The sequence below is a fragment of the Cellulomonas sp. RIT-PI-Y genome, from assembly GCF_025642745.1.
GTDB lineage: Bacteria > Actinomycetota > Actinomycetes > Actinomycetales > Cellulomonadaceae > Cellulomonas.
Map to the genome: position 1 here is coordinate 15,946 of NZ_JANZKP010000045.1, position 12,196 is coordinate 28,141.

At 74.9% G+C, this 12,196-nt stretch carries 9 protein-coding genes and 1 other RNA gene; 4 read left to right on the forward strand and 6 right to left on the reverse strand.

What is annotated here, in order from left to right; genetic code table 11:
* Window positions 1-100 precede the first annotated feature (100 nt).
* Both cofG and OGL89_RS13145 read left to right on the forward strand, forming a co-directional pair.
* Window positions 101-2,401 (forward strand): 7,8-didemethyl-8-hydroxy-5-deazariboflavin synthase CofG, encoded by a 2,301-nt coding sequence (cofG, locus tag OGL89_RS13140; protein ID WP_263120606.1) that lies wholly within the window; start codon window positions 101-103, stop codon window positions 2,399-2,401.
* Window positions 2,398-3,852, forward strand: coding sequence for an NAD(P)/FAD-dependent oxidoreductase (locus tag OGL89_RS13145; protein WP_263120607.1), 1,455 nt, complete (start codon window positions 2,398-2,400; stop codon window positions 3,850-3,852). Before cofG ends, OGL89_RS13145 begins: the two co-directional genes overlap by 4 nt.
* Before the next feature lie 12 nt (window positions 3,853-3,864).
* On the opposite strand, the gene OGL89_RS13150 is transcribed toward OGL89_RS13145, so the two are convergent.
* Both OGL89_RS13150 and OGL89_RS13155 read right to left on the reverse strand, forming a co-directional pair.
* On the reverse strand, window positions 3,865-4,914 hold the full coding sequence (locus OGL89_RS13150) for a serine/threonine-protein kinase (protein WP_263120608.1): 1,050 nt from the start codon (window positions 4,912-4,914) through the stop codon (window positions 3,865-3,867).
* A 124-nt stretch (window positions 4,915-5,038) separates the two neighbouring features.
* Window positions 5,039-5,767, reverse strand: a complete 729-nt coding sequence (locus tag OGL89_RS13155; protein ID WP_263120614.1) for an SDR family oxidoreductase — start codon at window positions 5,765-5,767, stop codon at window positions 5,039-5,041.
* A gap of 330 nt (window positions 5,768-6,097) precedes the next feature.
* Here OGL89_RS13155 and OGL89_RS13160 point away from each other — a divergent pair, with 330 nt between their 5' ends.
* Window positions 6,098-8,761 (forward strand): IPT/TIG domain-containing protein, encoded by a 2,664-nt coding sequence (locus tag OGL89_RS13160; protein ID WP_263120609.1) that lies wholly within the window; start codon window positions 6,098-6,100, stop codon window positions 8,759-8,761.
* Window positions 8,762-8,814: 53 nt separating this feature from the next.
* Here OGL89_RS13160 and OGL89_RS13165 read toward each other — a convergent pair whose 3' ends face one another.
* From OGL89_RS13165 to ffs, 3 genes are all read right to left on the reverse strand, one after another.
* On the reverse strand, window positions 8,815-10,191 hold the full coding sequence (locus OGL89_RS13165) for an FtsX-like permease family protein (RefSeq protein WP_263120610.1): 1,377 nt from the start codon (window positions 10,189-10,191) through the stop codon (window positions 8,815-8,817).
* Entirely contained in the window at window positions 10,188-10,874 is a 687-nt protein-coding gene (locus OGL89_RS13170; RefSeq protein WP_263120611.1) for an ABC transporter ATP-binding protein, read from the reverse strand. Before OGL89_RS13170 ends, OGL89_RS13165 begins: the two co-directional genes overlap by 4 nt.
* A 274-nt stretch (window positions 10,875-11,148) precedes the next feature.
* Window positions 11,149-11,245, reverse strand: an RNA gene (gene ffs, locus OGL89_RS13175) — signal recognition particle sRNA small type.
* Window positions 11,246-11,318: 73 nt separating this feature from the next.
* Between ffs and OGL89_RS13180 the strand changes: the two genes are divergently transcribed.
* Complete coding sequence (locus OGL89_RS13180) at window positions 11,319-11,654, forward strand: hypothetical protein (RefSeq protein ID WP_263120612.1); 336 nt, start codon at window positions 11,319-11,321, stop codon at window positions 11,652-11,654.
* 35 nt (window positions 11,655-11,689) lie between these two features.
* On the opposite strand, the gene OGL89_RS13185 is transcribed toward OGL89_RS13180, so the two are convergent.
* The coding region (locus OGL89_RS13185) for an AAA family ATPase (protein WP_263120613.1) at window positions 11,690-12,196 on the reverse strand (507 nt) is incomplete at its 5' end.

Sequence of the window (12,196 nt, forward strand, 5' to 3'; positions counted from 1 at the left end):
ACAGTCGCCCTGGCTCCGCGTGCAGGACCCGGACTGGTTCCTGACCCTCCCCCAGGGCGCTTCCCGCCGTGACGACACCCCGTCCACCTGGGAGAGCCGCATGCCCGCCGACGCCCGTTCCGTCCTCGCCGACCTCGCCGACGGCGTCCCCCTCGATCCCGCCGGGGCCGCCCTGCTGCTCGACAGCTCCGGAACCGATCTGGACCGGCTGCTGGACCTCGCCGGGAGCCTGCGCGACCAGGGCCTGGAGCAGCGTGGCGCCGACCGGACCGTCACCTACTCCCGCAAGGTCTTCCTGCCGCTGACCACCCTGTGCCGCGACCGGTGCCACTACTGCGTGTTCGTGGACACCCCGGGCAAGCTGCGCCTGGCCGGCCGCCCGCCCTACCTGAGCCCGGAACAGGTGCTCGCCACCGCCTCGGCCGGCGCGGCGCTCGGCTGCCAGGAGGCGCTGCTCACCCTCGGCGACCGTCCCGAGGACCGCTGGCCGATCGCCCGGGAGTGGCTGGACGCGCACGGCTACGCCTCGACCCTCGACTACGTCGCGGCGACCGCCCGGCTGCTGCTCGAGGAGACCGGGATGCTGCCGCACCTGAACCCGGGGGTGATGACCTGGCAGGAGATGCAGCGTCTGCGGCCGTACGCGCCGTCGATGGGCATGATGCTCGAGACCACTTCCCGTGACCTGTGGTCGGAGCCCGGCGGCGCGCACTACGGCTCGCCGGACAAGGACCCCGCCGTGCGGCTGCGGGTGCTGGAGGACGCCGGTCGCAGCCGGATCCCGTTCAGCACCGGCGTGCTGCTCGGCATCGGGGAGACGCTGCGGGATCGTGCCGACGCGCTGTTCGCGATCCGTGACTCCCATCTCCGCTGGGGCCACATCCAGGAGACGATCGTGCAGAACTTCCGCACGAAGCCGGGCACCGCGATGCAGAACAGCCCCGATCTGGGCACTCGGCAGTACGTGGCGGCCGTCGCCGTCGCCCGGCTGGTCATGGGTCCGCAGGCGCACCTGCAGGCGCCGCCGAACCTCACCGACCCGCAGGAGCTGCACCTGCTGATCCGAGCCGGGATCGACGACTGGGGCGGGGTCAGCCCGCTCACCCCGGACCACGTGAACCCCGAGCGTCCGTGGCCACACCTGGACGACCTGGCCGAGGCCACCCGGCGGTCCGGGTACACACTCCGGGAACGACTGACCGCGCACCCGCGCTACGTCCGGGACGCCGGCGAGTGGATCGACGACCGGATCCACCCCCACGTCGAGGCGCTCGCCGACGACCGCGGTCTCGCCGTGCCGGGCCGGGAGCCGTCCGGTCGGCCGCACGGGATCCGGATCGCCGCGGACCGCCGCCCGGACACCGCACCGGACCTGGTCGCGGCGATCGCCCGTGCCGAGCGGTCCCCGGCGATGCTCGGCGACGCCGATTACGCCCTGCTGCTGACCGCACGCGGCCGGGGTCTGGACACCCTGACCGAGCTGGCGGACCAGGTCCGCCGGGACGCGGTGGGCGACACCGTGCACTACGTGGTCAACCGCAATCTGGACGGGAGCCTGTTCGGCGCGGCGGGCGGGCTGGACCTCCAGGAGGTCGCAGCCGTCGCCGCCGACGCCGCCGCCCGCGGGGCCACCGAGCTCTGCGTGCAGGGGGCACCCGCCGCGGATCTGCCCGGCGAGGCGTTCTGGGACCTGATCGCCGCGGCGGCCGGGGCCGGGCTGCACGTGCACGCGTTCCGCCCGCCGGAGATCCTGGACGCCGCACGGCGTCTCGGCTGCGAGCCCGCGGAGTTCCTGCGCCGGGCCCGGGAGCTCGGACTCGGGAGCGTGCCCGGCACCGCCGCCCGGATCCTGAACGACCGGGTGCGCGCCGTGCTGACCGACGGGGGCGACCCACCGGCCGCCGAGTGGATCCGCGTGATCCGGCTCGCGCACGAGGTCGGCCTGCGCTCCACGGCGACGCTGGTCCACGGGCACGTCGAGTCGCCCGAGCACGTGGTGGCGCACCTGCGGACCCTGGCCCGGATCCAGGACGACACCGGCGGCTTCACCGAGGTGATCCCGATGCCCTTCGTCGCGGCCGACCATCCGGTGCTGGTCCCGGGTGCGCGCCGCAGCGACCTGGCGGAGAGCCGGGCGGTGCACGCCGTCACCCGGCTGCTGCTGCACGGCCGGATCGACCACGTGCAGGCCGCGTGGCCGAAGCTCGGCCTGGACGGTGCCCGGGTGCTGCTGCGCTCGGGGGCGGACGACGCCGGTGGCCTGCTGCTCGGCGGCGGCCCGCGGCCGGACGCCGGGGCGGAGACCGGCCGGTCGCTGGCGGTGTCCGACCTGCGGGGGCTGGCGGCCGACCTGGGCCGCGAGCTGCGCCCGCGCACCACCCTCTACCAGGAGCTGCCGTGACCGGAGGCACCGTCGAGGTCGCGGTGATCGGTGCGGGGTTCGGCGGACTGGGCGTCGCGATCCAGCTGGAGCGGGCGGGCCGCGGGTCGTTCGTGGTGCTGGAACGCGGGGACGACATCGGCGGGACCTGGCGGGACAACGTGTATCCCGGGGTCGCGTGCGACATCCCCTCGGCGCTGTACTCCTGGTCGTTCCGCCCGTCGGCCGGCTGGAGCCGCCGGTTCGCGCCCGGGGCGGAGATCCAGGCCTACCTGCGCGCGGCAGCGGCCGAGGAGGGCGTGCTGGACCGGGTGCGGCTCGGCACCGAGGTCACCGCCTGCGCGTGGCTGCCCGGCGACCGGCGGTGGCGCGTCACCACCACGGCGGGGGTCTGGTACGCCGACTCCGTCGTCCTCGCCGTGGGCCGCCTGTCCGAGCCGCGCCGACCGGACCTGCCCGGGCTCGACGACTTCGGCGGGCCGGTGGTGCACACCGCGCGCTGGCCGGAGGCGCCGCCGGTCCTCGGCCGTCGCGTCGCGGTGATCGGCACCGGGGCGTCGGCGATCCAGCTGGTGCCGGAGCTGGTCGACCAGGCCGCGCACGTCACCGTCTTCCAGCGGCACGCCCCCTGGGTGCTGCCCCGGGAGGACCGGGCGGTCGACGCCGTCGAGCGCGCGGCCCTGCGCCGGGACCCCGGCAGGATGACCGCCGCCCGGGACCGGCTGTTCGAGGAGGCCGAGACCGGGTTCGACGCCCGCGCGGGCGACCCGGTGGCGCTGGCCGCGCTGCGGGACCGCGCGCTGGCCCACCTGGCGGCGCAGGTGCCCGACCCGGCGCAGCGCCGCTCCCTCACCCCGGACTACGAGATCGGCTGCAAGCGGATCCTGTTCTCCGACGACTGGTACCCGGCGGTCACGGGTCCCGGTGTCACGCTCGTCCCGGCCGGCGCCGCGCGGGTGGGCCCGGGCACGGTGCACGCGGAGGACGGCAGCGCCGTCGAGGCCGACCTGATCGTGCTGGCGACCGGATTCCATGCCGCCCGTCCTCCGTTCGCGCACCGGGTCACGGGCCGCGACGGCACCACCCTGGCCGAGCACTGGGCGGACGGGATGCGCGCGCACGCCTCGACGGTGATGGCCGGGTTCCCGCAGCTGTTCGTGCTGAACGGTCCGCATGCCACCCTCGGGCACTCCTCCGCGATCGACATGCTGGAGACCCAGACCCGGTACCTGCTCGACGCCCTGGACGACCGGGACACCCGCGGCCGCACCCCGGTCGAGGTGTGGCCGGAGGTCGAGGCGGACTACCTGGCGCAGGTGCACCGCCGCGCCCAGGGCACGGTCTGGCTCACCGGCGGCTGCGACTCCTGGTACCTCGACCGGGGTCGACTCGCCCTGATCTGGCCCGGCACGGCGAGCGACTTCCGCGCCGCGGTGCGCTACCGGGCGGCGGACTTCCGGGCGGTCGACTGATCCGCCACCGGCTCAGGCGCTGCGCTCGGCCGGATCGTCCTGGGTCGCCGTGGCGCCGTCGGGCCCCAGCCCGGCGAGCCACGACCCGACCTCCGCGGCGCCCGGGCGGGAACCCGGATCCAGGGCGGTCATCGCCGTGAGCAGGTCACGCCAGGAGGCGTCGAGCCCGGACGGCATCCGCGGTCCGTGCCGCAGCCGGGCCCTGGCCTGCTCGACCGGTGTCCCGTCGAAGGCACGTCGCCCGCTGAGCGACTCGACCAGCACCAGACCGAGCGCGTAGACGTCGCAGGCGGGGGCTGGACGCGCACCGCGGGCCTGTTCCGGGCTGAGGTAGCCCGGGGTGCCCTTCTGCTCGGCCAGGCTCGCGGGGTGATCGCGGGCCGTCCGGGCGATCCCGAAGTCCGCCAGCCTGGCCGACGGCGGCGCCACCGGACCGCCCACCACCCCGGAGTCCGGGACGGCGTGCGGACCCGGGTCGAGCACTCCGGGCGGGAGCAGGATGTTCGCCGGCTTCACGTCCCGGTGCACGACCCCGGCCGCGTGCACGAAGGCCAGCACCTCCGCGATGTCCTGGCCCCACCGCGCGACCTGCGGCCCGGTGAGCGGACCGTCGCGCAGGACGTCGGCGAGGCTGCGACCCGGGACCAGCTCGAGGACCAGGAAGTGCCGTCCGTGGTCCTTCCCCTCATCGACGGTCCCCGCGTCGTAGACCGCCACCAGCCCGGGGTGACTGAACCGGGCCAGCAGCCGCATCTCCCGCTGCCGACCCGCGTGGCTCTCCCCCGGACCACGGAACGCCTTCACCGCCACGTCCCGCCCGAGCAAGGTGTCGTAGGCGCGGTGCACGTCCGCCATCCCGCCGCTGCCCAGCAGTTCCGCCACCTCGTAGCGCCCGGCGAGCACCAGTCCCCGGACCAGCGGTTCCGGCGTCGGCGGCACCAGCTGTGCCGGATCGGAGACAGCCGCCGGAGCGGTCGCCGCCATGGTCGGCTGATCCCCGTCGGGGGCGACGTCGTCGGTCGCGGACGGCGCGCTCGCGCGCGCTCGGGGCGGCAAGGGCACGGTCCGGTCACCTCCTGGTGGTCGGACCCAGCATTCCCGCACTGTCGCCGGTGCGCGCGTCGAACGCCGGGTTCCACGCGAACGGGGGCTGCGAGGACCCGCGAGGCCCGGCGTCGCGGGGCGTTCAGAGGCGCACGCCGCCCGAGGCCTCGATGCGCTGGCCGGTGATCCACCCTCCGGAGGCGGTGGTCAGACCGGCGATGGCCCGGCCGATGTCCTCGGGGGTCGCCAGCCGCTTGAGCGCCGCCAGGTCGATCATCGCCCGTTGCAGGCCGGGGTCGGACCGCAGGTTGCCGTCGCCGAAGTCGGTCGGCACCGCCCCGGCCGCGATCACGTTCGCGGTGATGCCCCGCTCGCCGTACTCCAGCGCCTGGTAGCGGGTGAGCACCTCGACGGCACCCTTGGCGGCCGCGTACGGGCCGGACCGGGCGAACGTCATCCGGGTCAGGGCACTGGAGATGTTGACGATCCGGCCGCCGTCGGCCATCAGCGGTTCGATCGCCTGGGTCAGGAAGAAGGGGCCTTTGACGTGGACCGCGAAGACCCGGTCGAACTCCTCCTCGGTGGTGTCCCTGAGCAGGCTGTAGAGCGCGGTGCCGGCGTTGTTCACCAGGATGTCGAGGCCGCCCCCGGGCAGTTCCCCGCGCAGCGCCTCGACGAAGCCCGGGAAGGACGCGATGTCCGTGGTGTCGAGCCTGAGCGCCACTCCTCGGCGGCCTCGGGACTCGATCCGGGTCACCACGTCGCGGGCCTCGGCCTCGCCGGACCGGTAGGTGACGATCACGTCAGCACCGGCGTCGGCCAGAGCGATCGCGGTCGCGCGGCCCAGTCCGCGACCGCCCCCGGTGATCAGGGCGACGGGGCGACGGGGTTCTCGGCGGTTGCTGTGGTCATGCCTCCGAGCGTGCGCCTGCGCCGCCGGGCAGAGGAGGCCCTGTACATCCCAGGATCGGCACTCCTCCGCCGGGCCCCGTTGGTCCCTTCGGGTGAACCGTGGGCGGCACAGCATGTGGTTCCCCCGGCTCGGATCCCGGGGCGAACCGCAGCTCACTTCCACTCTCGGCCCGGTCCGGAGGGTGGGCAGGGACGTCACCGAGGCCCTCCGGCCCTTTTGCGGCCCCGACCATCCCCTCGCACACTCGCGGCCATCACGATCTTCCGTGGTGCGAGGGGGCACACGCACATGAGGTATGCACGCAGAGCACGTTCAGCCGTCGCCGTCGGCGCCGCGGCCACCGTCGCGGCCTGTCTGGTCGTCGCCGTCCCGCTGGCCGCCTCGGCCGCACCCGGGGACGCCGACGCCACAGCCTTGGTCGTCGATCTCGACGCCGAGCTGGGGGGCGTGCCGCTGCTGGCGGCGGACGTGACGGCCGCCGCCGTCTCGGCACCCGTCGGGGGCGGCACCGACACCGCGAACCTCGTCGATGTCGGAGCGGGAGTGGGTGCGATCGGGACCACGCTCAGCACGGGGGTGGTGACGGCCACCGCGACCCGCGCCGTCAACGAGTCCTCGTCCGCGTCGTCGATCACGGATCTGGACCTCGGACTGCTGGCCACGCCCGGCCTCGGGATCACGGCGGATGCCGTGAACGCATCGGCGACCTGCACCATCGGCGTCGCGCCCGCCGCGGACGCCGCGGTGACCGGTCTCGCGCTGCTCGGCACCGCGGTCACGCTGGACGCCAACGCGCCGACCGCCTCGGTCACCCTCGCCGTCACCGTGCCCGGCGCCGCCGATGCCACCATCACCGCCGTGGCCACTCGCACGGTCACGCTGACGGCCACCACCGCCGCAGCCGCGGCGGTCGACGTCGACCTGACCCTCGACGCCGACGTCGCCGGAGCGCCGGTGAGCATCCCGCTCGGGTCGGTCACCCTGGCCCAGGCGTCCTGCGAGCTCCCGCCGTTCGGGATCACCACCGTCGCACCGACCACCGGCCCGACGTCCGGCGGAACGCTCGTCACCGTGAACGGGACCGGCCTGGACACGATCACCGCGGTCACCGTCGGCGGCGAACCGGCGACGGGGCTCGTCGTCGCACCGGACGGCACCTCGGTGCAGTTCACCACCCCGGCGTCCGAGACCGCCGGTGACGCCCCGATCGTCCTGACGGGCACCACGGGCTCCGGCCCGGCCGGAGTCTTCGCCTACGTGGCCCCCACGGTCACTGCCGTCACGCCCGCTCAGGGCTCGACGGCAGGCAATGAGCCCGTCACCGTCACCGGCACCGGGCTGCAGGGGGCGACAGCGGTCACCTTCGGCGGAGTCTCGGTCCCGGTGACCTCGGTGGCGCCGGACGGCACCTCCGTCACCGCGACCACGCCGCCCGGAACCGCTGGAACGGTGGACGTCGGTGTCACGCTGCCCGGCCTGGACGGCACGCTCCCCGACGGGTACCTGTACCTCGCTCCCGGTTCGGCGACCATCACCGGTCTGACCCCCACCTCCGGCCCGGTGGCCGGTGGCACCACCGTGGTCATCACCGGCACCGGCCTCGCGACGACCACGTCCGTGACCTTCGGCACCGGCCAGGCGACCATCGTCGGCCAGCCCACGGACACCAGCCTGACCGTCCGCACACCGCCCGGCCCGGTCGGCCCGGTGGACGTGACGGTCACCAATGCGGTCGGGGCGACCCCGGCACCGAACGCCTACACCTACCTCGACGACGGCTCGGGTGCGACGTTCACCGGGTTGACCCCCACCAGCGGGCCGACGTCCGGTGGCACCAGCGTCGTCATCTCCGGGACCGGCCTGGGCGGCGCGACCGGCGTCACCATCGGCGGCACCCCCGCGACGGTGACCGCGGTCGCCCCGGACGGCACCTCGATCACGGTGACCACGCCGCCGTCGGAGACGGCCGGCCCGCGAGCGGTCGTCGTGACCTTCCCCGCGGGCACCCGTCCGGCGGGCACCTTCACCTACGTCGCTCCGGCGGTGTCCGGCGTGAGCCCGGGGGTGGGCCCGACCACGGGCGGCACCACCGTTACCGTCACCGGCTCCGACCTCGGGGCGACCACCGAGGTCCTGTTCGGCGGCGTCCCGGGCACCGGCCTCGTCGTGGCACCCGACGGCACCTCGTTGACCGTCGTCGCTCCCCCGCACAGTGCTGGCGCGGTCGATGTCACCCTGGTCGCCCCCGGTGCCGACACGACGGTGCCGGGCGCCTTCACCTACGCCGTCCAGCCGACCGTGGCCGGGATCTTCCCGGCCAGCGGCCCGACCAGCGGCGGCCAGACCGTCGTCATCACCGGGTCCGGCTTCGATCCGGCCGGGACCACCGTGACCTTCGGCGGCGTTCCCGCGACGAACGTGCGGGTGCTGTCGCCTGGCGTGCTCCTGGCGGTCACCCCGGCGGGCACGGCCGGCGACGTCCCGGTCCAGGTCGTGGTGGGTGGGCTCGCCAGCGCACCGCTGACCTACACCTACGACCCGGCCGCGGTGCTGCCCGGACCGCCCGTCGTCACCGGCGCCGACCCGTCGACCGTCGGGGTGGGCGGCGGCGTCCGCGTCCTGGTGCGCGGCTCCGGCTTCGTGCCCGGCCAGACCTCGGCCTTCATCTGCGGCACGCTCATCCCCGCGTCGCAGGTCGAGGTGAACGCCGCTGGGACCAGCCTGAGCCTGGCCGTCCCGGCCTGTGACCCGGGGAGCGCGACGCTCCTGGTGATCACCCCGGGCGGGACCGACAGCGTCACGCTCACCTACGCGAACACGATCGGCGGGCGGCTGGCCACCACCGGCGTCGACGGCGGTCCGCAGTTCGCGACCTCCGCCACCGCGCTGCTGCTGTGGGGCGCGCTGATGCTCCTGGTGGCACGCACCGTCCGGCGCCGCCGGGCGATCTGAGCGGCTGGGGGGTGACCGTCTCTCCCGGGACGGTCACCCCGTCCGGCCCGGCCTCAGTCGGGCCGGACGCTGGTCTCCGCCAGCACCGAGCGCAGCAGCGGACGACTGGTCTCGGTCACCGCCATCACCAGGGCGCACCCGCCCACCAGGCAGCCGACCAGCAGGAGCAGCCCGCTCGGGTCGGTGATCCCGGCGACGCCGAACACCGGCGACAGCATGATCAGCGCGGTGGCCGCCGACCCCACCCCGACCAGCAGCATCGGGATCAGCACCTCGCGCCGCCGCACGCGGTCCAGCAGCTCGACCGGGGTCCCCGCGAGCACCTGCAACGCGTACTCCCGGCGCCGGTCCAGCACGCTGGCCGCCTGCCCGATCCCGGCCGCCGCGGCCGCCACCAGGAACGCGATCACCAGGGTCAGCATCGCGCCGCGCATCAGGTCTCCGGAGAAGGTCGCCGTCGAGGTCGGGTCACCGCTGACCATCTCCGCGTCGCCGCCCGCGGACGCCAGCACCGGGACCACCGCGAGCGCCCCGGCCACGAACCCGGCCAAGCCGAGTCCGCCGACCACCCGCCACGCGGCCCGCGGGTCGTCGACCAGTCGGCGCGCGGCCAGCAGCTGCGCCGGGGTCCGGGCCGTCCGCGCCTGCAACCTGCCGATCAACCCCAACGCCCACGGCCCGATCAGGTTCATCGCGGCGAAGCCCAGACCGAGGGTGCCGACCAGCACGACCATCAGCGCCGCCTCCGGCAGTCCACCGACCGAGGTCGCCACCATGAACGAGCCCATCGCCGCCACCGCCACCACCGCGCGCACCGCGCGCAGCCCGGGCGGTGTCTGCCGGCGGGCAACCCCCAGCGGGGACACCACCACCCGGCGCAGCGACACCATGCCGCTCACCGCGGCGAGCACCGGCAGCACCAGCACCGTCCCGATCAGCACCCACGGTCCGACCCACAGCTCGCCCGTGCTCAACGGCTCGCCCATGAACGGGATCCGGCTCCACACCGGCAGCAGGGCCAGGTAGCCGGCCACGCCGATCACGGCACCGATCAGTCCCTGCCAGGCGGTCTCCAGCACGGTGAGCACCACGACCTCGCGCGGCGTGACCCCGAGCAGCCGCAGCGTCGCCAGTCGCGCGTCGCGGCGGGACACCCCGAGCCGGGCCGCCGAGCCGCCCAGCGTCAGCAGCGGCACGATCAGCAGCACCACGGCCACCCACGCGAAGATCACGTAGCTGCCCGCCAGCTCCTCCTGGTAGGCGCCGACCGGATCCTGCTGGCGTCCGATGAAGCCGAGCAGTCCGCCGATCACCGACAGGGTCAGCGCCGTCGTCACCGCGAACGACGCCACCGCGAGTGCCGTGGTCAGCCGATCGTCCCGGCCACCCGCCCGGCGCAGCCGCGGCGCGAGCGCCAGCACCGCGTTCATGCCGACCGCCGCACGTCCGCGACCACACGGCCGTCCCGGACCTCGACCCGCCGGTCGCACCAGGCCGCGACCTGCGCGTCGTGCGTGACCACCACCAACGTCGCCCCCGCGAGCCGGCAGGTCGAGGTCAGCACCCGCATCACGTCGTGGCCGGTGGCCTGGTCCAGCGCCCCGGTCGGCTCGTCGGCGAACACCACCTGCGGGCCGGTGATCAGCGCCCGGGCCACCGCCACCCGCTGCGCCTGCCCGCCGGACAGCTCACCCGGTCGTCGAGTCTCCATCCCGGCCAGCCCCAGCGACCCGAGCCACTGGGCGGCCAGCGCCATCGCCTCCTTGCGCGACGCCCCGTTCAGCATCGGCGCCAGCGCGACGTTCTCCACCGCGGGCAGTTCGGACAGCAGCTGCCCGAACTGGAACACGAAGCCGAACCGCTGCCGGCGCAGCATCGACCGGTCGCGCTCGTTCATCGCGTGCACGCCCTGCCCCTCCAGCAGCACGGCCCCGCTGTCCGGCACCAGGATCCCGGCCAGGCAGTGCAGCAGCGTCGACTTGCCCGATCCGGACGGCCCCATCACGGCGACCGACTCCCCCGCGGCGATGTCCAGGTCGACTCCGGCGAGCGCGACCGTGGCACCGAACCGCTTGACCAGCGACCGTGCGGCCAGCCGGGTGCCGGGCGCCACCGGCGCCGGGGTCGGGGGCGGACCGGATGTCGGGACCGGCACGGGTGTGGGCGTCGGCGCGGGCCCGGTCGTGGGGACCGGCACGGGCGCGGGCACCGGCGTCGGGACCGGTCCGGGCGTCACGCCGGGCGGAACCGGCGGCTGCGGCATCGGGGACATCGACTGGCTCATGCGTCCAGCGTCGTGATCGGGACCGTGCCACCGCGTCGCCCCGCGGTCGGGTCCTGGCCTGCGACCACGGTCGGACCCGCGAGCACCCGGTGCACCCCGGGCATGACAGGACCCCCCGCACACCCGCCAGAGCTCACCTGCCCTTGCTGCCTTCCGGCCCTGGGGGGGTTCAGCGAGATGACGCCGCACGAGGGGTCTGACTCCAGGATAACGCAGATCGACAGCACCCTGGTGCGCGCGGTTCACTGGGACCCGACTGCGAGGGGGCAGGGCATGGGCAGGGTGATCGGCTGGACCGGTGGCGTGCTGGTCGTCGCCGTGGGCCTCTGCTCACTGACCGTCGCACCGTGGCTGTCGCCGTGGTGGGGGCTCTGCCTGGTGCTGGTCGTCCCGGTCGCCCTGATCGTGTCGCTGATCCGCGCCCGCCGCCGGGGGATCCGACTGATCGACGCCCAGCGGCTCGACGGTCATGCCCTGCAGAGCGGCCAGGACGACCTGCTCGGCCGGACCCCCTACCCCGCGTTCGGCGACGGGGTGGACGGCCCGACCCCGACCTCCCTGGTCGATCCGGACGCGGTCGAACGGGACCCCGGCAGACTCGACCGCTGAGGCCCGGAGCCCGGGACGCGTGAGGGGCGAGGGCCTCACTCCAGATGCCGCAGATACCGTTCCGGCGCGTCGAGGAAACCGCGCCAACCCTGCACCAGGTCCAGCTCGTCCCACGCCGCCCGCCGCAGCCCCCACGGCCCGGCCTCCCAGATCGTGGCCCCCGGCAGGGCCGCCAGCACCGGCGAGTGGGTGGCCAGCACCACCTGCGAACCGTGCTGGACCAGCTTCCGCAGATGGGCGAGCAGCGCCAGGCTGCTGGTGAAGGACAGCGCTGACTCCGGCTCGTCCAGCACGTAGAGCCCACGCCGGACCATCCGGGACGCCATCAGCTCCAGGAACGACTCCCCGTGCGACATCTCGTGCAGTGCGGCGCCCGGCGACCCGATCTCCTCCAGGTAGGTGGCCAGGCCGTGCATCGTCTCCGCCCGGAGGAAGAACCCCTGCCGCGCACCGCCCGCGCCGCGCTCGAGCAGCAGGTGCCGCCACAGCTCCGACTCGGAGGGGCGCGTGACGTTCCGCGCCGCGGTCGACCCACCCTCCGC